The organism is Corticimicrobacter populi (genome assembly GCF_003123725.1).
Taxonomy (GTDB): domain Bacteria; phylum Pseudomonadota; class Gammaproteobacteria; order Burkholderiales; family Burkholderiaceae_B; genus Corticimicrobacter; species Corticimicrobacter populi.
Window position 1 is genome coordinate 159,092 of the sequence record NZ_QETA01000003.1, and the last position, 22,670, is coordinate 181,761.

A 22,670-nucleotide genomic window follows, 5' to 3' on the forward strand; every position below is an offset into this window, starting at 1 on the left:
GCACCTCCACCCACATAAAGGATGAATGACCATGAAAATCAGCACCCGCAACGTTCTCTCCGGCAAAATCATCTCCATCGTAAGCGGCCCGGTATCCACTGAGGTCACACTGGAGATTGCCCCAGGCGTAGAGATTGTCTCGTCAATCACGACACATTCAGCCAAATCCCTTGGTCTGAAGGAAGGCGACCAAGCCTATGGCCTGGTCAAGGCTTCCAGCGTGATGATCGGCATCGATGACTGATTGAGCCGAGGCACGCCAGCTGGCGTGCCGCCTATTAGAGCATCTGCCCCAGAAAGGCCCGGGTACGCTCATGAGCGGGGGCTGCAAAGAAATCTGCCGAAGCTCGGTCCTCCAGGATAGCACCCTGATCCATGAATGCCACCCGCTGCGCCACTTCACGGGCAAAACCCATCTCATGAGTCACCACCAGCATGGTCATCCGCTCGTCAGCCAGTTGCCGCATGGTGCGCAGCACCTCGACAGTCAACTCCGGGTCGAGCGCCGATGTCGGTTCATCGAACAGCATGATATCGGGCTCCATCGCCAGAGCCCGGGCAATCGCCACACGCTGTTTCTGTCCGCCCGACAGGCGTGAGGGATAATTGTCCCGCTTGTTGAGCAAGCCCACCTTGCGCAGCAACTCCTCGGCCTTGGGTATGATCGCCTCGGGTTTCATGCCCTTGACCGTGACCGGTGCCTCTATGATGTTCTGCAGCACAGACATATGCGGGAACAGATTGAACGACTGGAACACCATACCCATCTTTCGACAGATCCGACGCACCTCGGCGTCAGGCGCGTAGCGACTGCGACCGCCTGCTTCGGCTGAAGCCAGCACCTCACCCTCGACGACAATGCTCCCCTCATCGATCGTTTCAAGATGATTGAGGCAGCGCAGGAAAGTGCTCTTGCCTGAACCCGAAGGACCGATCACGGCCACCACCTCCCCCCGGCGCAAGGTCAGTGAGACATCCTGCAGAACACGCACAGCTCCGAAACTCTTGCCGACGCCGCGCGCCTCGATCATGATTTCATTTGCATCAGCAGAGACTGCCGGTATTGAGCCGCGCGACTCAGTCATCGTACTTTGCATAGTGTTTCTCCAGCCGCTGGAAACCCCAGGTCAGGATCAGCGTCATGATCAGATAGAACGCCGCCGCCACGATGAAAGGCGTGGTAGTGAAATCCCGCTGAACAATACCGCGTGCGGCACGCAGCAGGTCATTCAGCGCCAGCACATAGATCAGCGAAGTGTCCTTGACCAGCGTAATGGTTTCATTGCTCATGGGCGGCAGGATGCGCCGTACCATCTGCGGCAGAACAATACGCCTCATGGTCTGGGAATAATTCATCCCCAGCACCTTGGCCCCCTCGTACTGCCCCCTGTCGATCGACTGTATGCCGGCCCGGAAGATCTCCGCGAAATAGGCGGCGTAATTGAGCGCAAACGCAACCACTGCAGCCGGGAAATCAGGCAAGCGTATGCCGATCACCGGCACGAACGGCAAGGCAAAATAGATGAACAGCATCTGCAGCATCAGCGGCGTACCGCGCATCAGCCAGATATATCCATTGACCAGGCCGCTCAGTACGCTGAAACGCGAGATCCGCGCCAGTGCCAACACCAGCCCCAACGGAACGGCCAGCACCAGCGTGATGAAAAACAGCTTGAGCGTAACCTGTGCCCCCTGGGCCAGCGGTCCTACAAGTGAAATGACATAGTCCATGCAATGGATTCCTGCTGCACAACCTTGGGATTATGACAGCCTTCGAAAAGTCCCACGTTCGATGCCGGCGACAAAAAACAAAACACCGGCGTCCCGAAGGACCGCCGGTGCGCCGGATATCGGGATAACCACTGGCGCATCGCACCAGGCAGCCATCCTGTTCATCCCGATTCTTACTTGATGATGTCGGCACCGAACCACTGGGTAGCGATTTTACCAGCGCTGCCATCCTGCTTCATGCCATTGAGGGCATCATTGATCTTGGTCAGCAATTCGGTATCGTCCTTGCGCACGCCAACACCATAGTCTTCGGTACCGAAGTGGTCTTCGAGCACACGGAACTCGTCGGCACGCTTGGCGACATAGTAACGACCCACGACTTCATCGACGACGACAGCATCCAGGCGACCCGTCCCCAGGTCCATCAAGGCCGTGATATTGTCACCAAACGTCTTCAATTCCTTGAAACCAGCGGCCACGTCGGCCTCTTTCTTGATGGCATCGACCGCACTGCTGCCTTCCTGCGCACCGACCGTCTTGCCGGCCAGGTCTGCCTTGCCCTGGATCGGGGAAGCAGCGGCCACGATGATGATCTGGTGGTTTTCCATGTAGGGATCGGTAAAGCCGATGTTCTTCTTGCGCTCTTCGGTAATGGTCAGACCATTCCAGAGCACGTCGACACGCTTGCTGTTGAGCTCGGCTTCCTTGGCGCTCCAGTCGATGGGCTTGAATTCGACCTCGATCCCCAGCCGCTTCGCTGCCTCACGGGCCATGTCGATATCGAAACCGACCAGCTCATTCTTTTCATCACGGAAACCCATGGGCGGAAAATTGTCATCCAGGCCGACGACAATGCTGGTGGCCACAACAGGTGCGGGAGCAGCGGCCTGCTCCTGGGGCTTGGCTTCCTCGCCCTTGCCGCAGGCGGCGAGGACAACAGCAGCGGACACCATGGCAACAGCAGTCAGTTTATTCATGTTCGATCTCTGAAAAGAAGTGACGCAGTGAAAGGGAGAAAAAGAAATGTTACCACCTACAGTACGACCATGCTGCACGACAAGACTATGCTGATTTCCAAAAAACATATTGCTTCGCTTGCAAAAGCCAAAAGCGTTGCTATAATTCAGGGCTTGGCTTTTGTCGCACAGCCCCAGAAACGGGAATCGACCACGCGGTGCATCATGACAAAACCAGGAACAGGACAGGTGGCAGAGTGGTCGAATGTACCTGACTCGAAATCAGGCGTACGTGCAAGCGTACCGTGGGTTCGAATCCCACCCTGTCCGCCAATCGGACATTTCAAAAAGGCCGCATCGTCTGCGGCCTTTTTGGTGCCCACAAGCCCCAGGCAACATGCCCCGTCGGGGCTGCGCAGCGGCATCCATGGGGCTATTCCTTGACGCAGGGCTACCCGCCAATGTCCTCGCCTCCTCCTCTGATTGCCACACCACACGACAATCGCGCCCGCAGCCTGAGTTTCGTCAACCGCATCTACCGGATGCGAATTGTCGGCACGGGCCTGTACATGCTGCCGATCGCATCCGTGCTCATGGAACAGGTACAACCACCTGCCTGGATATGGGCTGCGCTCATCATCAACGGACTGATCTGGCCACACATTGCCTGGTGGCTGGCACGTCGAGCCGAACAGCCTTTGCGCCAGGAGTTCGGCAACCTGATTGCCGACACAGCGCTGGCAGGTGCCTGGATTGCTCTGATGCATGTCAGCCTGGTACCCACCATCATTATTGTCAGCATCCTGAGCGCCGACAGGATTGCCGCAGGCGGTCTACGCCTACTCAAGAAGACGCTGATCGCTATCGTGGCCGGCTTTGTGCTCACCTGGACGTGCCTGGGCTATCCATTCCAGCCGGAGAGCTCTTTGCGCACCATCGCTGCCTGCTTTCCCTTTCTGTTCATCTATGGCGTCAGCCTGAGCTACGTCACGCACCAACTGGCCCGCCAAATCGCCCGCCAGAATCGCGAACTGGAGAGGCTGAGTCGACTGGACCCCGCCCTCGGCCTCCCCAATCGCCGCTATTTCGAGGATCGTGCCCAGCACGCCATGTCGCTGCTCAAGCGCACCGGCCAACATGCCTCGCTACTGCTGATCGATGTCGACCACTTCAAATCCATCAACGACCGTTATGGCCATGCCGTAGGCGATGCCGTGCTGCAGGCCGTAGCGAGCACCCTAGCCAGAGCCGTACGCGACATCGATCTCGCTGCCCGTTATGGTGGCGATGAGTTTGCCGTCCTGCTGGCGGCAACAGAAGCCAAGTCCGCGCTGGAAATCGGCGAACGCGTCCGACAACAGGTCGAGAAGCTGACTTTTGAAGGCAACCCGGAATTGCGTTGCAGCATCAGCCTCGGTAGCGCTCAGCTGCAGCCCTCGCACAGCATGCTGCGCGACTGGATTGCAGATGCCGACAGCGCCATGTACCAGGCCAAGCAACGCGGGCGCAACCAGGCGATGTCGGTTTGAGGTTTGTGTTTTTTAAAAAGAAGGGATATAATCTTTTTCTTTCGGGGCGTAGCGCAGCCTGGTAGCGCACTTGCATGGGGTGCAAGGGGTCGCGAGTTCGAATCCCGCCGTCCCGACCATAAAAATCAAGGCCTTACGTAGTGATCTACGTAAGGCCTTGTTCATTTCAATGCCTATCAAGGTGTCAACCTACCGTACTCCAAGATATCCTGATGGCCCGCAGATTATCGGGCACGGCATGAATCAGCCCCCCTGCCCGGCACATCGATCTCGGCAATCATGAATAATGTGAATGCGGCAATGACGGGGGTCGCCAGCAAAAGCAAATGCCCACCTGTCTGCCACGCGTGTTGTAGCCAATCAGAAAGTTGGAACACACATCAAAAACAACAGCATGATCCATGCGGCATTGGGTTCAACCCTGGCAATCCTGCTGATCAATGACCACATGCGTGTCTGCAACTCAATAGCCTGCAAGCGCTACTGGGCACGCAGCACTTCATTGTCAATTTCATAGAACCGGATACGCAATTCCAGATATTCTGTCAGCAGTTGCTCTGCCCGCGCCTGATATCTGTCCTCCAGCAAGGGCTCTGGGCGGCACATTCAACAATCGCAACAAGACACCCCGCGCACTGCGGACTTCTGGTACAAATCAGGGGCGGACCGGAACGTCTGCCGCAACTGTTTCTCCCACGAGTTTTCACGCCTTTCCACCTCACAACATCCTATGTGCACACGAATCATCTATCACGGGCTCCAGGGCCTGAATTTCACCGCCCGTTCCATGGATTGGAAATCGGACATGCATACCAACCTGTGGGTGCTGCCGCGAGGTATTGCGCGCAATGGCAACTGCGGCCCTAACAGCGTTCAGTGGACTGCCAAATATGGCAGCGTCGTCGCCACGGGCTATGACGTCTCCAGCACAGACGGCGTCAACGAAGCCGGTCTTTCGGTCAACCTGCTGTGGCTGGCTGAATCCCAATATCCTGCACCCGACGCATCCAAGCCGCTGCTGACCATCGCCGCCTGGGCACAGTATGTGCTGGATCAGTTTGCCACAGTAGACGAAGCCATCAAGGCTATTTCGAGCGAGCCGTTTTCGCTGGTGTCTGCAAACGTACCCGGGGAAGAACGATTGACGACCCTGCACATGTCGCTGTCTGACAGCAGCGGCGACAGTGCCATCATCGAATATATCGATGGCAAACCTGTTATCCACCACAGCAGGGATTATCAGGTGATGACCAACTCGCCTACCTACGACGAGCAACTGGCCCTGAACAAATACTGGGAGAGTATCGGGGGCACAATTATGCTACCAGGCACCAATCGCGCTGCCGACCGTTTTGCCCGCGCTCAGTTTTATATCAATGCCGTGGAAAAGCAGGAGGACCCTGACCTGGCCCTGGCCAGTGTACTGAGCGTCATCCGCAACGCTTCCGTGCCCTTCGGCCTGAGCACGCCCGACCAGCCCAACATTTCATCCACCCGCTGGCGCACAGTTGTGGATCACAAGCGCCTGCGTTACTACTTCGAGTCCACCACGACACCGAATGTATTCTGGGTGGATGTCGGATCCCTGGATTTTTCACAGGAGACCGGCACCGTACGCAAGCTGGAACTGGGTCTCAACCAGCGCAATATCTTTCATGGCGTGGTCAATGACAATTTTGTGCCTGCGCCGGCCTTCACCTTCCTGGGTATTCCAGTCAAGGCCTGACTTCACGCCCGGAAATAATAAAGGGCTGTCATATTTATGACAGCCCAGACAATATTGCAGCCAGGTATTGGCTTCTTATTGCTTGATCGTGCCCCACGCCTGCACCAGCGCATCATGCAGGGCAATCGTCGGGTTTTCCTTGCAGTGCGTCAGCAGCACGGGCTGGAGCTTGGCCACCCCATCGACATCCAGCACTTCGGCATCCGGCTTGCCGGCGCGATTGAGCGCCTCGGCAAAGCCAAGTACCGTCGGCTGGACATTTTCGTTCACGGCCAGGTAATCACTGCAAAGCCACAGCGGTACAGGCTTCTTGGTATCGGCATGCGCCACACCACCCAAAGCGGACATACCGAACACAGCCAACATCAGCATCGTTTTTTTCATAGCCAACCTCATGTCAGTTATACCGCAACCACTCCAGGGTCTGCCCGGCTTCGTGTGGAGTCGGCACGAACGGGATACAGCAACAACAATTATGAAAGCATATTTTTTTTGTTTTTACTATCTTCGTTCGCTCGGCGGAATGATCCTTGACTCTTCCAGAAATCCAGTGCAAAAAATCAAGTAATCCATCTGCCGAGAGCTCCCAAGCACGATTGTTCAAACACCATGACAGAAATCGCGCCACCTGCTGCAGATGGCACGTCCGACGTTTGGCCTTTCATTGAACAGATATTAAAAAGAGGACCAATTTGCCGCACTGAATGTCGCATCCCGGCAATAGGATACTAGCTCCGTAGAGCATCCGACATTGTCCGATCGGCGGCCCGGATTTCCTCATCCACCTGCAGTACCTTTTCCATGAAAAATGTAACAGTAAGAGCCGGAATATTGCTGACTTTGACACTTATGTCATGCAGCCTGTGGCTCGCCATTGCCGCCAACTGGTTCAATGCAAGTTCAGCCTCCAAGGGGTTTGAAAACTTCTACCAAATATCCACGGAACGCATCCAGCCCGCCAAGGATCTGCAGATTGCCTTCACCACAAACCGCCTCTGGATGGTTGCTGCGCATCGCTATTTCCTGCAAAACGACCAGACTGGCGTACAGACTGCGATCAAGCGAGCAGAAGATGCCCTCAAGGTAGTCGACCAGGTCAATCGCAACAATAGCGGCAGCGGTACCAATGCCGGCAGTTGGCCTGAGGTCGAAAAACTGGCCTCACAATATGGCCAACTATTGCAGCAATATACCCAACTGACCACTGCGGCAGCCGTTGCCCTGCAACAGGGAAATGGCGACGTTTATGCAAACAGCGTCGAGGAGCGTGCCCGCATCAGTGAAGAAGCAGACAAGATCGTCGCGGCATTCTTTCGCGTCATGGACCAAGCCAGCCTGTCGCTCATGTCAGACGCAGAACAGCGGGTTGAGTTGGCCGGTATCAGCTCGATAGCCCTGCTGATCCTGAGCATCGTGCTTGCCGCAAGCTGCTGGCTTTATATGTCCAGGCAGGTCCTGCGCCCATTGGAACAGGCAGGAGAAGCATTGGAATATGTCGCAGCAGGAGACCTGACACACCGTGTCGAAGTGTCTTCACGCAACGAAATCGGGAAATTGTTTGCCGCCTTGCGCAAAATGCAGGAGAGCCTGTCACGAGTCGTCTCGCAGGTACGTCGGGGCGTAGATGAAATCAATACAGGTTCGACTGAAATCGCCCAGGGCAACACCGATCTCAGCAGCCGGACCGAAGAACAGGCCGCGTCCCTTGAGGAAACTGCCGCCAGCATGCAGCAACTGTCCAGCACGGTGCGCCAGAATGCAGAAAATGCGCGCCAGGCCGAACAGCTTGCCGGCAACAGCATGAATGTCGCCCAGAGAGGGGGGGCCGTGGTCGCCGAAGTGGTCTCGACCATGGACGACATCTCAGCCAGCTCTCGCAAAATCGCAGAAATCGTCAGCGTGATCGACAGCATCGCTTTCCAGACCAACATACTGGCATTGAATGCCGCAGTCGAAGCAGCCCGAGCCGGCGAACAGGGCAAAGGTTTTGCCGTCGTGGCGGGCGAAGTCAGGACACTGGCACAGCGCAGCGCCCAGGCAGCACGCGAGATCAAGAGCCTGATCGAGGATTCCGTCAGCAAGGTCGAAACCGGCTCGGCCCAGGTTGGCCGGGCTGGCGGCACAATGAAAGAAATCGTCGAAGCCGTGCAGCGTGTCACCGATATCATGGGCGACATCTCGGCTGCCACTCAAGAGCAGTCAAACGGCATCGAGCAGGTCAACCTGGCCATCGGTCAAATGGATCAGGTCACCCAGCAGAATGCGGCCCTGGTCGAAGAAGCGGCAGCCGCAGCCAGCTCACTGGAAGAGCAGGCCCGTCAGTTGCGCCAGGCCGTGTCGGTATTCAGGATCAACTCCAGGGATGTGATCGATGTCGCGGCACATCCCCTGGCAGTACAGCACACGCTGGGTTAAAACGGTTCAAAAAGAGGGCGATAGCCTGGCAGGCTGCCGCCCTTGTTGAAAACAAGAGCCATCAACCGATGGCACGTCCCAGCATTTCTGAAATACTGGCCAGTTCGGCTCGTATGGCCTGCAATTCGGCTCCGCTCAGGCGCACGGCGGCCTCCAGATCGCGAGGCTCGTCGCGCCCCTCACCCAGCCGGTTCCGGGCACCGCTGATCGTGAACCCTTCATCATAGAGAAGTGCACGAATGCGACGGATCAGCAACACTTCGTGGTGCTGATAGTAACGCCGGTTGCCGCGTCGCTTCATGGGTTTGAGCTGAGTAAACTCCTGCTCCCAATACCGCAGCACATGCGGCTTGACGCCACACAACTCACTTACCTCACCGATGGTGAAATAGCGCTTTGCTGGAATAGGAGGCAATGCAGAGGTGGATTCCTGGGCAGTCATGGCACTCGACTCTGGGAGATTCTGCATCAGTCTACCTCGATAACCGTTTGCGTGTCGTTTTCGCCACCCGCATGCTCGACGGCATCCTTGAGCTTCTGACTGGCATGGAAGGTCACCACGCGACGAGCTTCGATGGGCACCACCTCACCAGTCTTGGGATTTCGTCCCGGACGGGGCGGCTTGTTGCGCACCTGGAAATTGCCGAATCCCGACAGTTTGACCTCGTCGCCTTTGGCCAGCGTATCGCGAATCTGCTCAAAAAAGACATCGACGATTTCCTTGGCCTCACGCCGGTTGAGACCGACCTGCTCAAAGAGCTGTTCGGCCAGTTCGGCCTTGGTCAAGGTCCGGGATGCGTCTGTCATTCCTTGCTCCTGTTCATACCCGCTGACGGGCACCATGCTGCCGGACGAGTGCATCGCGCAGCAGCGCCAGAGCCGCTTCGACCCGCGCATCGTCCAAAGTGGCATCAGTGTCCTGCAACCAGAAGCGGAAGGCAAGACTCTTTTCCTTTTTAAACAAAGCCTTGTCATCCCCTTCGACGGCCGTCCCGGCGTCACGCCAGACATCGAACAACCGCACGTCACGAACAATGGCCAACTCCGGCTGCTGCAGGCGTTCGGCGGCAATGGTATCCAGCATGGACTGCCAAGTCACTGCTTCATCCACCCACAGCGCAAGATCACGTTGAACCACCGGCTGGCGCGACACCTCCCGATAAGAAGGCACATGCGCCTGTACCAGAGCATCAAATGCCACCTCGAACAGCACCGGTGCCGAGGCCAGGTCGAATTGACGCACCCAGCGCGGATGCAGTTCACCCAGCCAGCCGATTGCCTCGCCCTTGAATAGAATCTGCGCACTGCGCCCCGGGTGCAGGGCTGGGTGCGGCTGCGCCACGAAGGACAGCGCATCAGCCTGAACACCGAACAGATCGATCAGATCCTGCTTGATATCGAAGAAATCCACCTTGCGGGCCGTTTCCGCCCATTGCTCGGGCAAGGCCGGCCCCCATGCAGCAGCAGCCAGCCGAAGCGGCTGATCGACGCCCTGCACGCCCAGCGGACCATCTTCGGCAGCAGCATTGCGCCGGAATACACGCCCGAGCTCGAACACTCGCACGCGTGGCTGGCGGTGATTGGCATTGTGACGAATATTGGCCAGCAGGCCGCCCCACAGGCTGGAACGCATGACCGACATGTGGCTGGTGATCGGATTCAGCAATTCGATGGGCTGCACATTGTCGGTGAGGTCACGCTCCCAGGCCGCCTCGACAAAACTATAGTTGACCACTTCTTGGTAATCCAGGTCAGCCATGACCCGACGCAAGGCGTGCGGGCCGTGCTTGGCCTCCGGACGCATGCGCATTTTTGCCCGTGCCAGCGGCGGACGCTCGGGAATGCGTTCGTAGCCGTAAATACGGATCACTTCTTCGACCAAATCTTCTTCGATGTTCAAATCGAAGCGGAAGGACGGCGGCGTGACGCTGAATGTCTCGCCCTCGAGCACGAAAGGCAGCCCCAGAGCCTCGAAAATACCGGCCACCTCATCCTGTGTCACATCAATGCCCAACAGGCGGCGGCAGCGCGAAAGGCGCATCTTCACTGCAGGCCGTGCCGGCAGACTGACCTGCTCGTCGGTGATCGGTCCCGCTTGACCACCACAGATATCGATCACGAGCCGGGTGATGTAATCGATATGCTCAGGGATGGATTGAAAATCGACACCGCGCTCGAAGCGGTGCCCCGCTTCGGAACTGAATTTATAACGACGCGAACGGCCAGCGATCGACTCGGGATGCCAGAAGGCCGCCTCGATGTAGATCGATTGCGTCTCCAGCGTGACCGAACTGGCTTCCCCCCCCATGATGCCGGCCAGACTTTCGGGGGTATCCCCGGCGGCCACGATACCAACATCAGGCGCAAGCTCGATGATCTGACCATTGAGCAATGCCAGCGTTTCACCCTGGCGTGCCCAGCGTATTGCCAGGCCGCCCTGGATCTTGTCCAGATCAAAGATATGCGAAGGCCGACCCAACTCCAGCATGACATAATTGGAGATATCGACCAGGGCGGAAATCGGCCGCTGACCAGCACGTTCCAGGCGACGCTTCATCCAGTCAGGTGTCTGCGCATGCGCATTGACGCCACGCACCACACGACCGCCGAAGCGACCACACAAGTCAGGAGCCTGTACATCGACCGTCAGACGCTCGTCGAGTGTCACCGGCACGGGCTCGAAAGCCAGCGGGGCCAGCGAGGCCTGGGTCAGGGCCGCCACCTCGCGAGCCACGCCCATGATTGACAGGCAATCGGCACGATTCGGCGTCATCTTGAGTTCCAGCACATGGTCATCAAGATCCAGCGCACGGCGGATATCCTGGCCGATTTCAGTCTCGCCAGGCAACTCAAGCAGGCCGGCGCTCTCTTCGGAAAGCGCAAGTTCACGCGCCGAGCACAGCATGCCGGACGATTCGACACCGCGCATCTTGACCGGACCGATTTTCATGCCTCCCGGCAGTTCGGCACCGATACGCGCCAGAGGCACGACCAAGCCGGCGCGTGCATTGGGCGCACCGCAGACAATCTGCAGCAGTTGGCCGGAACCGTCATTGACCTGGCAGACCCGCAGCCGGTCGGCATTGGGATGCGGTTCGGCGCTTTCGATGCGAGCCGTTACGACATTGGAGGTGGCAGGTGCCACAGGTTCGACACCTTCGACCTCAAGCCCCGCCATCGTCAGTCGGTGAGCCAGTTCTTCGGTAGAGATCTCGGGATTGACGCGCGTACGCAGCCAGGACTCGGGAAGCAGCATGTTAAGTCAGCCTATGATCGGTTTCAATCGTTGAACTGCGCCAGGAAGCGCACATCGCCTTCGTAGAACAGGCGCAAGTCGTTGATGCCATAGCGCAACATGGCCAGCCGCTCCAAGCCTGAGCCAAAGGCAAAGCCGATGTAACGCTCGGGATCCAGGCCAAAATTGCGGATTACGTTAGGATGCACCTGACCTGATCCGGAAATCTCGAGCCAGCGGCCCTTGTTGGGTCCCTCGGTGAACATCATGTCGATTTCGGCAGATGGCTCCGTGAACGGAAAAAACGACGGACGAAAGCGCACGACCAGATCGTCGGTTTCGAAGAAACAACGCAGGAAATCGGTATAGACGCCCTTGAGGTCGGCAAACGAAATGTTTTCGTCAATCCACAGCCCCTCGACCTGATGAAACATCGGCGAATGCGTGGCATCGCTATCGACACGATAGGTACGCCCCGGCGCAATGACCTTGATCGGTGGCTTGTTCATGCGGGCATAGCGCACCTGCATCGGGCTGGTATGGGTACGCAACAGCAGCGGCAAGCCACCGGCATCCTTCATGTCCACATAGAACGTATCCTGCATCGAACGGGCAGGATGGTTCTCGGGATTGTTCAGCGCAGTGAAGTTGGTCCAGTCATTTTCGATTTCAGGACCATCGGCCACGTCGAAACCAATCGAGCGGAAAATTTCCTCGACGCGCTCCCAGGTACGAATCACGGGATGGATGCCACCCCGCCCACGACCGCGGCCCGGCAAGGTCACGTCGATCGATTCGCTCGCCAGACGCTGTTCGAGTTCGGCATCGGCCAGCGCCTGCCGGCGTGCATCCAGCAAATCGGAAATGGCCTGCTTGGCCTGATTGATGCGCGCCCCTTCCGACTTCTTCTGCTCGGGATCGAGCTTGCCCAGCCCCTTGAGTAGTTCCGTCAACGCCCCCTGCTTGCCAAGGAACCTGGCCTTGGCATTTTCGAGTGCGGCCACATTGGGGGACGCGGAAAATTGTTCCTGGGCCTGACGGATCAGGTCATCGAGCTCCACAGTCATACGTCACGCCTATCAAGCAACTGGAGGAAAAGATGCATTGTACAAATGCAAACGGGGCTTTGCAGCCCCGTTTGCGATCACCGCGAAAAAGCCTGGAATCAGGCGGCCAGAGCGGCCTGAGCCTGCTTGACGATCGCAGCGAAACCAGCCTGGTCACGCACAGCCAGATCAGCCAGGACCTTGCGATCCAGTTCGATCTGGGCCTTCTTGAGGCCGGCGATGAAGGCACTGTAGCTGACGCCATGCTGACGCACAGCGGCGTTGATGCGCGTAATCCACAGCGCGCGGAACGTACGCTTCTTGGCACGACGGTCACGGTAGGCGTATTGGCCTGCCTTCATGACCGCCTGTTTGGCGACGCGGAATACATTACCGCGGCGGCCACGGTAACCCTTGGCGGCGGCGATGACTTTTTTGTGACGGGCGCGGGCGGTTACACCACGTTTGACGCGAGGCATATCAGATCTCCTTTATCAAGCGAAAGGCAGCATGGCCTTGACAGCATTCACGTCTGCCACGTGCACAGCTGCAGAACCGCGCAGTTGGCGCTTGTTCTTGGTGGTTTTCTTGGTCAGAATGTGGCGCTTGAACGCCTGACCACGCTTGATGGATCCGCTGCCGCGGACCTTAAAGCGCTTGGAAGCGCCTTTTTTGGTCTTCATCTTGGGCATGAAAGTTCCCTGTGGGTTCGAAGTTATGAAGGCAGGCGCCCGAACCACTGCAGTCACGGGTCTTGTTAACCTGATTTCACTTATTGTTTTCCAGCCACGAAGCCGGAAAGCCCACGATTATATCCCGAGCAGCGTAAAAAAGCATCAGGCACCTGTCACGCCAATGCGACACACTGCTGCTGGACTCGACGCCTGACCTTCCGGGGCCGGCAATGCACAGTCGGGGCCAGGCTTGCCAAACAGGAACCCCTGAAATCCCGTGCAGCCATAACTGACCAGACGTGCCCATTGCGCCTGTGTCTCAACCCCTTCGGCCACGATCTGCAAGCCAAGGATTTTGCCCAGGGATACGATGGTCTGGGCAATCATGGCATCGACTTCGTCTACCTCGATATTGCACACGAAGGAACGATCTATCTTGAGTTGCTCCAGCGGCAAACGCGCCAGGTAGGCCAGGGATGAGTAACCCGTCCCGAAATCATCCAGCGCGATGCCAATACCATAAGCCTGGATTTGCTGCATTTTACGAATAATATCGCCAGCATCGCCCACCAACATGCTTTCGGTAAGCTCCAGCTTGAGACGTCCTGGCGGCGCACCGGTGCGCGCCAGCATCGTCAACAGATTATCAACGTAATCGGCCTGCCGCAGTTGCCGTACGCTGACATTGACCGACATGGTCAAATGACATCGTTCGGGATCGCTCACCCACTGGGCCAATCGCGCGCAGGCCGTTTCTTGCACCCAGCGCCCCATCTGCACGATCAGTCCGCTTTCCTCAGCCAGCCCGATGAACTCCCCCGGAGGGACCATCCCCCGCTGCGGATGCTGCCAGCGCACAAGCGCCTCGAAACCTGTTGCACGCCCCTCGCCATCGACCTGCAACTGATAATAAAGCCTGAGCTGATCCGCCTCGATAGCCTGATGCAGATCCGCCAGCAACGCAGCACGCTCGACAGCAAGTTGCTGCATGGCTGGATCAAAAAAACAGAGACGACCACCCCCTGCCTGCTTGGCCTGATGCATGGCCATATCCGCATGTGCCAGGAGCATCTCGGCAGAATCCCCCCCCACATCAAACAAGGCGACGCCCATGCTGAATGCACAGTGCACCTCTTCATCTTCAATGCGATAGATCTGATTCAACCGGCCGAGAATGCGCCCACCAAGATCATGTGCCTGCTGTGCAGCTTCCCGCGTATCCGCAACAAGCCCTGCCAGCATGATTCCGAAGGTATCCCCTGCCAGGCGGGCCACCACATCCGTTTCTCGCACGCAACTGCGCAAACGCTGCGCCACCTCACACAAAAGCAGATCACCCGCCCCGTGCCCCCTGGCATCATTGATGCTTTTGAAATCATCAATATCTATGGAAAACAGCGCGCCACACCCGCCTGCCTCACCCGCGGTGTGCAGCGTCCGCGCGAGACGATCCAGCAGCAAATTGCGATTGGGCAACTTGGTCAGGGCATCATAATAGGAAAGTTGTCGTATCCGCGCTTCGGCACGACGCGTCTCGGACATATCACGCAGCAAACCGATGAAACGCGGCCCCGCCCGATCCGGCAAACGCGAGACAGCCAGCATCACCGGAAATTCGCGCCCGCCCTTGCACAGGCCACGCACCTCACGACGACTGCCGATGACATTTCCAATGCCCGCCTGCATGCCATTACGCAGCTCACTCTGGTAACGTCGCCGATAACGCAACGGCATCAGCATGGCGACATCACGTCCCAGTATCTCGGCAGGTGCGTACCCAAACAGACGCGATGCCGCACTATTGAAAGCCAGCACCACACCATCGCCATCCACACAGACAATGCCGTCCACAACATGTTCGAGCACTGCCGCCATATGACGATCATGATCACGCCGCTCACGCCGCAAGACGGAAATAAGCCGCGACAAGCGCTGCCTGCGGCGCTGTACCCAAAACAGCGCCCCCCCCAGGGATGCAGACAGCACCAGAAAAACCGTGACATGAAGCAAATGCGAAAATTGCTGCAGCGCATCAAGCTCACCCCGACTGGCCAACAGCCACTGCCGATCATAACTACGTGCCAGCAACAACGCCACTATGGCCAGCACAACCGCCAGCAGGAGCCATTCGACACGTTGCCGCCATGCTGTAGCTGCATTACGCTCCACTCCGGGAAGCCCCACCCACATTTCAATATACTCCCATGGCCGAGCATCATCCAAAATGCGCGCCACGCATGCCTGTCCGGGAAACACACGGAATCGGCCGCACTCCAACCCAGGAGTCGGAATCGCGCAATATTGCCACCGGATGACCGACCCAGCTGCTTTATTGCTTAAAAATAACGATTTGAGTTTAGTTGTTTCAGCGCGAGATTAGCACGAACCAAACCAAACTCAAAGTGTGTGGATTGCATTGGACGACTCGGAAATACTCCGAAACATGCCCCCTTCCATCAAACCCAGCGATGCCCAGCAACGATTTGCCAGCAACATGCGTCGCATTCGCCTGGCCAAGAATCTGACTCAGGAAAAAGTCGCCGAAGCGGCCGACCTGCACGTCAACTACATCAGTTCGGTCGAACGTGCCAAACGCAATATTTCGATCCGAAATATCGAACGCATCGCCATCGCACTCGACGTTCCCATGAGCGTTCTGCTCATGGACGAGCAAGAAGCCCAACACACACCCGCCCCCCTGCTGCCATCCAACCCCAGCAAGGGCCCATGATGTTTATCAAGCCAGTGCACTGAAAAAGCACCATACACTGAAGCCATTGCGCTGCACACCAAGGCATCAACATGGCAAAGAAATTTCCACTCAACCCCAAACATCCGGAACGTGTATGCTGGGGCTGCGATATGTATTGTCCTGTGGATGCCACAAAATGCGGCAATGGCTCCAACCGCACCCAGCACCCATCCGAGGTCCTGGGAGAAGACTGGTATCTGGTAGGAGACTGGGATCTGGACATCCCCCCACCCGAACAGCCCTCCACAGCCTCAGACAAATGATATATTGCGAGCCACCGGTGATCTTCGCCAGAGACTAGGACTCGCCACCATGCATAAAAATCCTCGCACCACCAGATCGATTTCCTGCCTGCTGCTGGGATGTCTGGCAACCCTGATCATACTGAGTGGCTGCAGCAGGAGCGTACGCTGGTCGCACCCCACTCCCTCCAAGGAACTGATCGCCCAGGCGCTGGCGGACCTGCACGGATACCACGCCTATCGCGACTACGATGTAGAGGACCACAGCCTGCTGGATGAGCAGGAGGCCCGACGGCTGCTCGCCAATCCTGCGCTGCTGAGAGACACCACACCCGAGTTCAAGTTCATCACCGTCAGTGGCAGCACCATCGAGATCATCGGCTTTACCAAATTCTTCTGCTCACCCGACACCAATCGTATTGACCGACGCTGCATCTATCACTACAAGGGCGAAGTGACCGGCGCACGCTACAGCCTGCCGCACATGGCACCCAACATCGATGCGCTGAAGCTCGCCACCCGCCCCCAGCTGCTTGAGGTGCGCCTCATCACACCCACAGGAGAGCAGGTGTCCCATCCTGCCTTCAATGGCACTTTGAGCCTGGAGAATGGCCAGAATCGGCGCTACAACCAGGTGTCTGCATTCGTGCCGCCCAGCAGGGGACGTCCTGGTTACATCATTTTCTGAGCACACCAAGCATTCGGCGCACTTCGCCATATTCTGTCATTTTTTCGGGCCCTGCGGCTGCTACCCTGGATACATCCAGGTACGCAGGAGTCCCATGCCAAGCAACAGCCCGAATTTTTCATCCGATCTGCGCCTGCACAACCTCGACACCGCCCGATGGCTGGCCGCCCTGGCTGTGGTCCTGGTGCACTGCGCAGCACATCCACTGGTACGCACCACCGAATATGGCACGCCCGCCTGGCAATGGGCCAATCTATACGACGCAGCCGCGCGCTGGTGCGTGCCTATCTTCGTCATGATCAGCGGTGCCCTGCTGCTTGACCCGTCCAGGCAGCGCCCTTTCCGTGAATTCTATCTGCGCCGTGCGGCTCGACTGATATTGCCACTTATATTCTGGAGCCTGTTCTACCTGGGCTGGAGTCGTCTGATGCATCTCTGGCAAGGCGACCCCCTCAGGCTCGCAGATTGGCTGAACAAACTCTGGAGTGGCGCGCCCTACTACCACCTTTGGTATCTGTACATGATTCCGGGGCTGTATTTTTTTACTCCATTCCTGGCACGCAGCCTGCGCGGGATGAATCCGCGCCAGCAAGGCTTCGCCACTGTCGGCATCCTTGCGCTGGCGATGCTGGACTCGCTCCACAGCCATCTGACCGGCAATACCCAGCGCGGTTTTTTCATGAGCTGGTTCCTGCCCTACCTGGGCTATTTCCTGGCGGGACGGTTGATATACAACAGGCAATGGCGCATACCCGCGCCAGCCGCCCTGCTGACAGGAGGCATCGTACTGACGACGCTTGGCACCTGGGGACTCTCCGACTCAACAACCCTCAGACTCTATTTCTACGATTCCTTCAGCCTGGGGGTCATTCCCATGGCACTGGGGACGTTCCAGCTACTGCTGCGCAACACCCTGCTGCCACGCTTACCCGCCCTGGCTGGCGTGGCATTCGGCATTTATCTGCTGCACCCCGTATACCTGGACATTCTGCGCACCAGCGGCCTTTATCATCCCGAAAGTGGAACCTACTGGGTGATACCGGTAGTGACGCTGCTTGTATTTGCGCTTTCTGCCATCAGCACATGGGGATTGAGAAACCTACAGGTCGGCAGGCTTGTTACCTGATAATAGCCAACACAAACAACAAAAAGCCCTGCAGGCACAAGGCATGCAGGGCTTAAATTTCTTGGCGGAGCGGACGGGACTCGAACCCGCGACCCCCGGCGTGACAGGCCGGTATTCTAACCAACTGAACTACCGCTCCGCAGCGGTATGCCTTTCGGCAATTGCCAGATTTAACTGGCGTCCCCTAGGGGATTCGAACCCCTGTACTCACCGTGAAAGGGTGATGTCCTAGGCCTCTAGACGAAGGGGACACTTCGTCGCAGCGAAACCAGAAGGTTTGTTTGCTGACAGCCCGCTATTCTATACATGAACTGCTTTTCATGTCAAAAAATATTGAAAAAATAGAAAAGACACATGAATGACATGGATTCAGATTTCAGATGAACATATTTTTCCAGCGTAGCTGTACAAATTTTTTTGTTTCCCATATAATTCCGTTTCTTCGCTGCTCACGCAGCAAAGAAATGCGCCCGTAGCTCAGTTGGATAGAGTACTTGGCTACGAACCAAGGGGTCGTGGGTTCGAATCCTGCCGGGCGCGCCAGTTTCGAGGGCCTTCCTACATGGAAGGCCCTTTTGTTTTTCTGGATGCATGACCGAGGGATCGACACCATGACCGACCTTCTGCTGCTGGACAGCAATCTATTCCAGGCCATCAAGGCCGCACCCGCCACGCCACCCGCACTACTCTGGCTGGCGATCGTCATTGCCAAAATACCCATTTACCTGATTCCCGCCGGCATGGTTGCACTCTGGCTGCGCAACGCGCCCCGGGACCGGGAACTCGCGCTGCGCACTTTTGCAGCACTTGTACTGACAATCGCCAGCAGTTTTCTAATCGGGGAAATATGGATGCGGCCACGCCCTTTCCTGGACGGTCTGGGCCCGGCCTGGATGCCGCATCGAGACAGCCCCTCCTTCCCAAGCAACCATGCCAGCATCATGATGGCCAGCGCATTCTGCCTGTGGTACGCAGGGCGACGCGCCACAGCACTGGCCTGGGGATGGGTCACACTGTTCGTCAGTCTGGCTCGAATTTACCTGGGCGTGCATTACCCGCTCGATATCGTGGCAGGCTGGCTGCTGGGTGCAGCAACCGCCACGATCGCCTGGCGCGTGCCACGCAGAAACTGAAACCCTAAAACGCTGAGCAGTGCCCGCCGCTCGGTGCCTGCCCCGAACCCGCCGCAATCAGCGGCGGTTCATGGCGAAAGTCGACAGGCCTGGAAACATTCCAGTCCCAGACGAAGAAGGCAATCAGCACCAGCCAGAACAAAGTGCCTCGCACAATGCGAACATTCATGGCCACGCTCCCTCAGAACCCGTAACGCCGACGCAGGCGCACACCGATCAACGATCCGCCAAACGCCATCACAACCCAGATCCAGCCATGCAGGCTGCCTGTGGAAATGCCGCTGACCATGGCCCCTACGTTGCAGCCGAATGCCAGGCGCGAACTATAACCGAGCAGAAAACCCGCCACGATACCAATCAGCCACTGACGGTTGCTCAGCGGCTCCGCCGCCGGTTTCTTGCGCACGGAAATCCAGAGCGCACCCGCCATGATGCCGATATTGGTGATGGAAGTAACATCCAGGAATACAGTCTGGGATAGCGCGTTGAAATTACCCGGCTGACTCCAGAACGCATTCTGGGCCGGGTCAAACATGCCTGTTGCCGTGGCGATCTTGGCAAACCACAGACCGAAACCGTATACCACCCCCCAGGGTTGCCCGGCTATCAGCAGGTTGAGCACGGCCAGCACCGCCAGCAACACGGCACCAATAAAAAGCTTGCGGTCATACCAACGCGCCGTCGAGCCGCTCCAGCGACGCACGACAAAGGCAATCAGCACCAACCCAAGTGCTGTCAACGCAAGGGCAACCGTCGGACCATAAAGATCAACCAGGCCAACAGGCTGGATGGCCCCAAGCGCCAGCCACTTGTCGAGATGAGCCGACCCCAGGAAACTACCCAGCGCAAACACAGGCAAAATGCCCATATTGAGAGGAATACCGAGACCTGCCTTGTAGAGCGTACCGGAACCACAACCATCGGCAATTTGCATGGATGCACCGAACACGAAAGCACCAATCAGCAAGCTGATACTGGGCGGTCCCAGCGCTGCTGCCAGATCTCCCGGAAACATCGCCAGCAGAGGAATCGAACATGCTGCAGCCACCGCCAGCAACAGCAACTGCGCCATGACGCCCGATGCATCGCGCTCTTCTATCAGGCGACGCCAGCCTGTCGTGAAGCCGAAACGCGCACCTGCCAGTACGCCTCCCATGCCAATGCCGACCACAAACAGAATAGCCTGTCGCAACGAAACAAACCAGGCCAGCCAGATGGCAAAGGCTGCCATCAACAACGTCAGAGGCAAGCGGGCCATATCAGTTCAACAATCCCTTGAGCTTGTCCATCAGTTGCGAGCCTCGCCCCGGCACATTGTCCATGGGCAGGGACTGCTCAGACTGGGTCCATTCGGCCAGCGAGGCCGGATAGAGCCGCACATTTTCCTGGCCTGCCAGCTCCGACAGCGCAAACCAATCGGTGGCCGCCCAGTGTCCAGTATTGCAGAACGAGATCGTCTCGTCCGCCGGTGCCTCGAAGGCATCGTGGGCGATTTTCTTGGCCTCTTCGGCAGATACGATCTGGTTGCTGCCCGGTTTGAACCAGCGATCATGCTCCAGATTGACGGCACCACGAATCGTGCCGGGCACGCTGGCGGTCGGTGCCTTGACCTCGCCCCGGAAGAAATTGGCGGGTCGCGCATCGACCAGTCGTGTGGTCGGGCTGTCGAGACTGGCCTGGACATCAGCCTGCGTCGCGATCAGGGCATCATTAAGGACCGGCTCGTAGCTGCTGGCTGCAACCTGCACCGCCTGATCATCCTGTGGCAACCCAGCGTCGACCCATGCTTGCACGCCACCATTGAGGATCGACAGATTCTTCAGCCCCAGGTACTTGAGTGTCCAGTACACCCGTGCGGCCGCGCCGAAGTCAGATGTGTTTTCCCCGTTCGAAACGACGATGGCTCGCACGCCGGCATCCAGCCCCAGACTGCGCACCAGTTCTGTCAGCTTGTCGACGGGTGGCAGCTCTCCAGGACTTGCTGCCGGACCTCGCCAGGCCGCGTAAGGTGCCGACACCGCCCCTGGGATGTGGTCCTTGGCGTATGCGTCGACAGGCCTGATATCGATAATGCGAACGCTGTCATCCTGCCGAAGGGCATTCAGTTCAACAGGCGTAACCAGGGGTCCGGCCAGGGTAGCGGCGCTGGCCGAGCATGCCAGCAACAGTACGAAGAAACGCGATAGGAATGTCATATCAAAAATCCAGTTCAATAACCGATCTTGACAGCTTAACGCATTCTTCGCATATCCTGAAATTACCGCACCCTCTTATAAAGAAAAGAAATATGCACCACAACTGCATGCATATCCTTGACCACCTTCAACAAGCTCCCACACCCAGTCTGTTATCCAGCCAGCCCGCCACCGATGTTTGCTCGCATGCAATCTCATCGCCCATGCCGCCATTGAAATGGCGCCAGGCTTCCAGATAACGGGTATTGACGATCAACAATAGCGGAATGCCAGCTTCTATGAGTGCGAGCAGCTCCTCCGTGAAACCTTCCCCTTCCGCCTCGGAGGACCCAAAACGATTGACGATCACCAGATCCGGTTTTTCAGTGGCCGCACGGCGCAGCACGATACTTGCCCGGCTCAATACGTTCGTATCCAGACAGCATCCACGCGACAGCGGCCCCCGATCCTGCAGGATCGAATAGCTTTCTCCCGTATGCAAATCCCGGAGCACGGCCTTGGGTCGAGGTTGCCCAGCCTCGTGCGGCGGCGTTTCCATGAGCACACCCCGCACCTGCTTGCCATGCGCTCTGCACGCCTCTACCGCCCAGGCCAGCAACTCATCTGCCTGCCCACTGTCCGGCGCAATAATGGCCCCCAGCACAACTGGATTGTCTTCTGTCATGATGTTCTGCTCCTGCTGCAACAGATGCTATTCTGGCACAGGCAATCCCTGTTCTCTTTGCGCCAGATCCTGCTATCCCATGAATACTCCCCGACACCTCGCTGCAGTCTGCCTGCTGGTCCTTGGTAGCCTGATGCAGGCACCTGTCCACGCCCGCGCCGACCTCAGTTGGCACGACACCCGGACCAGTAGCGCCATCCATCGCAAAAGCTATGAAGTGCCCACTGACTATAGCCCCGGATCTGCGGGTGTCGGTGTCCCCTCTGGCTCGACCATCACACGGGTTGCCGTGAATCTGACCGGCCAGAGCGCCGCACAGATCAATACGCGCCTGTGCTGGAATAAATCTCGATGCATCACGGTGACCGCCGCCCACATGGACACAAGCGCCTTTGCCGGGCTTGATGCATCCCGCCCCTTTACGCTGTGGCACAGCGTGCCTGGGCGCGGTCCGATCATCAATCCGATCTACGTACCCGCCAGCGTCACCGTCTGGTACCAGCCACCCATTCCGCCTGTCCGATAGACGCTTCGGGCCAAATCCGGCAGGACACGTTA

25 protein-coding genes and 5 tRNA genes are annotated in these 22,670 nt (G+C 57.7%); 13 read left to right on the forward strand and 17 right to left on the reverse strand.

Going from position 1 to position 22,670, the window contains the following annotated elements; genetic code table 11:
- The first annotated feature begins 31 nt into the window (after positions 1-31).
- A complete protein-coding gene (locus DD235_RS08720) occupies positions 32-244 on the forward strand; it encodes a TOBE domain-containing protein (RefSeq protein WP_109061688.1) in 213 nt (70 codons plus the stop codon).
- Between the two features lie 34 nt (positions 245-278).
- Here the strand turns inward: DD235_RS08720 and DD235_RS08725 are convergent, their stop codons facing one another.
- The 3 genes from DD235_RS08725 to DD235_RS08735 form a co-directional block, all read right to left on the reverse strand.
- Positions 279-1,031 (reverse strand): amino acid ABC transporter ATP-binding protein, encoded by a 753-nt coding sequence (locus DD235_RS08725; RefSeq protein WP_109061689.1) that lies wholly within the window; start codon positions 1,029-1,031, stop codon positions 279-281.
- Between the two features lie 46 nt (positions 1,032-1,077).
- Positions 1,078-1,731 carry an amino acid ABC transporter permease gene (locus tag DD235_RS08730; RefSeq protein WP_109061690.1) on the reverse strand — a complete coding sequence of 218 codons (654 nt, stop codon included), beginning with the start codon at positions 1,729-1,731 and terminating at the stop codon, positions 1,078-1,080.
- Positions 1,732-1,904: 173 nt separating this feature from the next.
- A complete protein-coding gene (locus DD235_RS08735; RefSeq protein WP_109061691.1) occupies positions 1,905-2,708 on the reverse strand; it encodes an amino acid ABC transporter substrate-binding protein in 804 nt (267 codons plus the stop codon).
- Between the two features lie 222 nt (positions 2,709-2,930).
- Between DD235_RS08735 and DD235_RS08740 the strand changes: the two genes are divergently transcribed.
- The 4 genes from DD235_RS08740 (at position 2,931) to DD235_RS08755 (ending at position 5,942) form a co-directional block, all read left to right on the forward strand.
- Positions 2,931-3,020: transfer RNA gene (locus tag DD235_RS08740), tRNA-Ser, on the forward strand.
- A gap of 128 nt (positions 3,021-3,148) precedes the next feature.
- The gene (locus tag DD235_RS08745) at positions 3,149-4,216 is read left to right on the forward strand and encodes a diguanylate cyclase (protein ID WP_109061692.1); all 1,068 of its coding nucleotides are present in this window, start codon (positions 3,149-3,151) and stop codon (positions 4,214-4,216) included.
- Positions 4,217-4,258: 42 nt separating this feature from the next.
- Positions 4,259-4,335 (forward strand) — tRNA-Pro (locus tag DD235_RS08750).
- A gap of 611 nt (positions 4,336-4,946) precedes the next feature.
- Positions 4,947-5,942 carry a linear amide C-N hydrolase gene (locus DD235_RS08755; RefSeq protein ID WP_109061693.1) on the forward strand — a complete coding sequence of 332 codons (996 nt, stop codon included), beginning with the start codon at positions 4,947-4,949 and terminating at the stop codon, positions 5,940-5,942.
- A 75-nt stretch (positions 5,943-6,017) separates the two neighbouring features.
- Here the strand turns inward: DD235_RS08755 and hdeA are convergent, their stop codons facing one another.
- Entirely contained in the window at positions 6,018-6,326 is a 309-nt protein-coding gene (gene hdeA / locus DD235_RS08760; protein ID WP_109061694.1) for an acid-activated periplasmic chaperone HdeA, read from the reverse strand.
- A 465-nt stretch (positions 6,327-6,791) separates the two neighbouring features.
- Between hdeA and DD235_RS08765 the strand changes: the two genes are divergently transcribed.
- Complete coding sequence (locus DD235_RS08765) at positions 6,792-8,357, forward strand: methyl-accepting chemotaxis protein (protein WP_109061695.1); 1,566 nt, start codon at positions 6,792-6,794, stop codon at positions 8,355-8,357.
- A 61-nt stretch (positions 8,358-8,418) separates the two neighbouring features.
- Here DD235_RS08765 and DD235_RS08770 read toward each other — a convergent pair whose 3' ends face one another.
- The 7 genes from DD235_RS08770 to DD235_RS08800 all read right to left on the reverse strand — a co-directional run bounded on the left by DD235_RS08770 (position 8,419) and on the right by DD235_RS08800 (position 15,502).
- Complete coding sequence (locus tag DD235_RS08770) at positions 8,419-8,799, reverse strand: MerR family transcriptional regulator (protein ID WP_109061696.1); 381 nt, start codon at positions 8,797-8,799, stop codon at positions 8,419-8,421.
- Between the two features lie 26 nt (positions 8,800-8,825).
- Positions 8,826-9,164 (reverse strand): integration host factor subunit alpha, encoded by a 339-nt coding sequence (locus DD235_RS08775; protein WP_109061697.1) that lies wholly within the window; start codon positions 9,162-9,164, stop codon positions 8,826-8,828.
- Between the two features lie 13 nt (positions 9,165-9,177).
- Positions 9,178-11,613 carry a phenylalanine--tRNA ligase subunit beta gene (pheT, locus tag DD235_RS08780; protein WP_109061698.1) on the reverse strand — a complete coding sequence of 812 codons (2,436 nt, stop codon included), beginning with the start codon at positions 11,611-11,613 and terminating at the stop codon, positions 9,178-9,180.
- A gap of 23 nt (positions 11,614-11,636) precedes the next feature.
- Positions 11,637-12,659 carry a phenylalanine--tRNA ligase subunit alpha gene (pheS, locus tag DD235_RS08785; protein WP_109061699.1) on the reverse strand — a complete coding sequence of 341 codons (1,023 nt, stop codon included), beginning with the start codon at positions 12,657-12,659 and terminating at the stop codon, positions 11,637-11,639.
- A 98-nt stretch (positions 12,660-12,757) separates the two neighbouring features.
- The gene (gene rplT, locus DD235_RS08790; protein ID WP_109061700.1) at positions 12,758-13,117 is read right to left on the reverse strand and encodes a 50S ribosomal protein L20; all 360 of its coding nucleotides are present in this window, start codon (positions 13,115-13,117) and stop codon (positions 12,758-12,760) included.
- A 15-nt stretch (positions 13,118-13,132) separates the two neighbouring features.
- Positions 13,133-13,330: a 50S ribosomal protein L35 gene (rpmI, locus tag DD235_RS08795; protein ID WP_109061701.1), complete on the reverse strand. Its 198-nt coding sequence runs from the start codon at positions 13,328-13,330 to the stop codon at positions 13,133-13,135.
- A 144-nt stretch (positions 13,331-13,474) separates the two neighbouring features.
- Positions 13,475-15,502: a putative bifunctional diguanylate cyclase/phosphodiesterase gene (locus DD235_RS08800; RefSeq protein ID WP_109061702.1), complete on the reverse strand. Its 2,028-nt coding sequence runs from the start codon at positions 15,500-15,502 to the stop codon at positions 13,475-13,477.
- A gap of 253 nt (positions 15,503-15,755) precedes the next feature.
- Here DD235_RS08800 and DD235_RS08805 point away from each other — a divergent pair, with 253 nt between their 5' ends.
- The 4 genes from DD235_RS08805 (at position 15,756) to DD235_RS08820 (ending at position 18,120) form a co-directional block, all read left to right on the forward strand.
- The gene (locus tag DD235_RS08805; RefSeq protein ID WP_109061703.1) at positions 15,756-16,043 is read left to right on the forward strand and encodes a helix-turn-helix domain-containing protein; all 288 of its coding nucleotides are present in this window, start codon (positions 15,756-15,758) and stop codon (positions 16,041-16,043) included.
- Between the two features lie 71 nt (positions 16,044-16,114).
- Positions 16,115-16,327, forward strand: coding sequence for a DUF3079 domain-containing protein (locus DD235_RS08810; protein WP_109061704.1), 213 nt, complete (start codon positions 16,115-16,117; stop codon positions 16,325-16,327).
- A gap of 49 nt (positions 16,328-16,376) precedes the next feature.
- The gene (locus tag DD235_RS08815) at positions 16,377-16,994 is read left to right on the forward strand and encodes a hypothetical protein (RefSeq protein WP_109061705.1); all 618 of its coding nucleotides are present in this window, start codon (positions 16,377-16,379) and stop codon (positions 16,992-16,994) included.
- A 94-nt stretch (positions 16,995-17,088) separates the two neighbouring features.
- Positions 17,089-18,120: an acyltransferase gene (locus DD235_RS08820; RefSeq protein WP_109061706.1), complete on the forward strand. Its 1,032-nt coding sequence runs from the start codon at positions 17,089-17,091 to the stop codon at positions 18,118-18,120.
- A gap of 62 nt (positions 18,121-18,182) precedes the next feature.
- Here DD235_RS08820 and DD235_RS08825 read toward each other — a convergent pair.
- Both DD235_RS08825 and DD235_RS08830 read right to left on the reverse strand, forming a co-directional pair.
- A tRNA-Asp gene (locus DD235_RS08825) sits at positions 18,183-18,259 on the reverse strand.
- Positions 18,260-18,295: 36 nt separating this feature from the next.
- Positions 18,296-18,371, reverse strand: a tRNA-Glu gene (locus DD235_RS08830).
- A 215-nt stretch (positions 18,372-18,586) separates the two neighbouring features.
- On the opposite strand from DD235_RS08830, the gene DD235_RS08835 reads away from it, so the two are divergent.
- Both DD235_RS08835 and DD235_RS08840 read left to right on the forward strand, forming a co-directional pair.
- Positions 18,587-18,663 (forward strand) — tRNA-Arg (locus DD235_RS08835).
- 68 nt (positions 18,664-18,731) lie between these two features.
- Positions 18,732-19,253 carry an undecaprenyl-diphosphatase gene (locus DD235_RS08840; protein ID WP_162300451.1) on the forward strand — a complete coding sequence of 174 codons (522 nt, stop codon included), beginning with the start codon at positions 18,732-18,734 and terminating at the stop codon, positions 19,251-19,253.
- Between the two features lie 4 nt (positions 19,254-19,257).
- On the opposite strand, the gene DD235_RS16845 is transcribed toward DD235_RS08840, so the two are convergent.
- The 4 genes from DD235_RS16845 to DD235_RS08855 form a co-directional block, all read right to left on the reverse strand.
- Positions 19,258-19,422 carry a hypothetical protein gene (locus DD235_RS16845; protein WP_164497339.1) on the reverse strand — a complete coding sequence of 55 codons (165 nt, stop codon included), beginning with the start codon at positions 19,420-19,422 and terminating at the stop codon, positions 19,258-19,260.
- Between the two features lie 12 nt (positions 19,423-19,434).
- Positions 19,435-20,511, reverse strand: coding sequence for a YeeE/YedE thiosulfate transporter family protein (locus tag DD235_RS08845; protein ID WP_109061708.1), 1,077 nt, complete (start codon positions 20,509-20,511; stop codon positions 19,435-19,437).
- Position 20,512: 1 nt separating this feature from the next.
- Complete coding sequence (locus tag DD235_RS08850; RefSeq protein WP_109061709.1) at positions 20,513-21,448, reverse strand: sulfurtransferase; 936 nt, start codon at positions 21,446-21,448, stop codon at positions 20,513-20,515.
- Positions 21,449-21,575: 127 nt separating this feature from the next.
- A complete protein-coding gene (locus DD235_RS08855; protein ID WP_109061710.1) occupies positions 21,576-22,112 on the reverse strand; it encodes a DUF2478 domain-containing protein in 537 nt (178 codons plus the stop codon).
- Positions 22,113-22,191: 79 nt separating this feature from the next.
- Between DD235_RS08855 and DD235_RS08860 the strand changes: the two genes are divergently transcribed.
- Positions 22,192-22,638 carry a flagellar protein FlhE gene (locus DD235_RS08860; RefSeq protein WP_162300452.1) on the forward strand — a complete coding sequence of 149 codons (447 nt, stop codon included), beginning with the start codon at positions 22,192-22,194 and terminating at the stop codon, positions 22,636-22,638.
- The last annotated feature ends 32 nt before the right edge of the window (positions 22,639-22,670 follow it).

What these genes read in the sequence shown, in the direction of transcription:
- DD235_RS08720 (WP_109061688.1), top strand. Translation starts at nt 32, where the DNA reads ATGAAAATCAGCACCCGCAACGTTCTCTCCGGCAAAATCATCTCCATC.
- DD235_RS08725 (WP_109061689.1), bottom strand. Translation starts at nt 1,031, where the DNA reads ATGATCGAGGCGCGCGGCGTCGGCAAGAGTTTCGGAGCTGTGCGTGTT.
- DD235_RS08730 (WP_109061690.1), bottom strand. Translation starts at nt 1,731, where the DNA reads ATGGACTATGTCATTTCACTTGTAGGACCGCTGGCCCAGGGGGCACAG.
- DD235_RS08735 (WP_109061691.1), bottom strand. Translation starts at nt 2,708, where the DNA reads ATGAATAAACTGACTGCTGTTGCCATGGTGTCCGCTGCTGTTGTCCTC.
- DD235_RS08745 (WP_109061692.1), top strand. Translation starts at nt 3,149, where the DNA reads ATGTCCTCGCCTCCTCCTCTGATTGCCACACCACACGACAATCGCGCC.
- DD235_RS08755 (WP_109061693.1), top strand. Translation starts at nt 4,947, where the DNA reads ATGTGCACACGAATCATCTATCACGGGCTCCAGGGCCTGAATTTCACC.
- hdeA (WP_109061694.1), bottom strand. Translation starts at nt 6,326, where the DNA reads ATGAAAAAAACGATGCTGATGTTGGCTGTGTTCGGTATGTCCGCTTTG.
- DD235_RS08765 (WP_109061695.1), top strand. Translation starts at nt 6,792, where the DNA reads ATGTCATGCAGCCTGTGGCTCGCCATTGCCGCCAACTGGTTCAATGCA.
- DD235_RS08770 (WP_109061696.1), bottom strand. Translation starts at nt 8,799, where the DNA reads ATGACTGCCCAGGAATCCACCTCTGCATTGCCTCCTATTCCAGCAAAG.
- DD235_RS08775 (WP_109061697.1), bottom strand. Translation starts at nt 9,164, where the DNA reads ATGACAGACGCATCCCGGACCTTGACCAAGGCCGAACTGGCCGAACAG.
- pheT (WP_109061698.1), bottom strand. Translation starts at nt 11,613, where the DNA reads ATGCTGCTTCCCGAGTCCTGGCTGCGTACGCGCGTCAATCCCGAGATC.
- pheS (WP_109061699.1), bottom strand. Translation starts at nt 12,659, where the DNA reads ATGACTGTGGAGCTCGATGACCTGATCCGTCAGGCCCAGGAACAATTT.
- rplT (WP_109061700.1), bottom strand. Translation starts at nt 13,117, where the DNA reads ATGCCTCGCGTCAAACGTGGTGTAACCGCCCGCGCCCGTCACAAAAAA.
- rpmI (WP_109061701.1), bottom strand. Translation starts at nt 13,330, where the DNA reads ATGCCCAAGATGAAGACCAAAAAAGGCGCTTCCAAGCGCTTTAAGGTC.
- DD235_RS08800 (WP_109061702.1), bottom strand. Translation starts at nt 15,502, where the DNA reads ATGTGGGTGGGGCTTCCCGGAGTGGAGCGTAATGCAGCTACAGCATGG.
- DD235_RS08805 (WP_109061703.1), top strand. Translation starts at nt 15,756, where the DNA reads ATGCCCCCTTCCATCAAACCCAGCGATGCCCAGCAACGATTTGCCAGC.
- DD235_RS08810 (WP_109061704.1), top strand. Translation starts at nt 16,115, where the DNA reads ATGGCAAAGAAATTTCCACTCAACCCCAAACATCCGGAACGTGTATGC.
- DD235_RS08815 (WP_109061705.1), top strand. Translation starts at nt 16,377, where the DNA reads ATGCATAAAAATCCTCGCACCACCAGATCGATTTCCTGCCTGCTGCTG.
- DD235_RS08820 (WP_109061706.1), top strand. Translation starts at nt 17,089, where the DNA reads ATGCCAAGCAACAGCCCGAATTTTTCATCCGATCTGCGCCTGCACAAC.
- DD235_RS08840 (WP_162300451.1), top strand. Translation starts at nt 18,732, where the DNA reads ATGACCGACCTTCTGCTGCTGGACAGCAATCTATTCCAGGCCATCAAG.
- DD235_RS16845 (WP_164497339.1), bottom strand. Translation starts at nt 19,422, where the DNA reads ATGAATGTTCGCATTGTGCGAGGCACTTTGTTCTGGCTGGTGCTGATT.
- DD235_RS08845 (WP_109061708.1), bottom strand. Translation starts at nt 20,511, where the DNA reads ATGGCCCGCTTGCCTCTGACGTTGTTGATGGCAGCCTTTGCCATCTGG.
- DD235_RS08850 (WP_109061709.1), bottom strand. Translation starts at nt 21,448, where the DNA reads ATGACATTCCTATCGCGTTTCTTCGTACTGTTGCTGGCATGCTCGGCC.
- DD235_RS08855 (WP_109061710.1), bottom strand. Translation starts at nt 22,112, where the DNA reads ATGACAGAAGACAATCCAGTTGTGCTGGGGGCCATTATTGCGCCGGAC.
- DD235_RS08860 (WP_162300452.1), top strand. Translation starts at nt 22,192, where the DNA reads ATGAATACTCCCCGACACCTCGCTGCAGTCTGCCTGCTGGTCCTTGGT.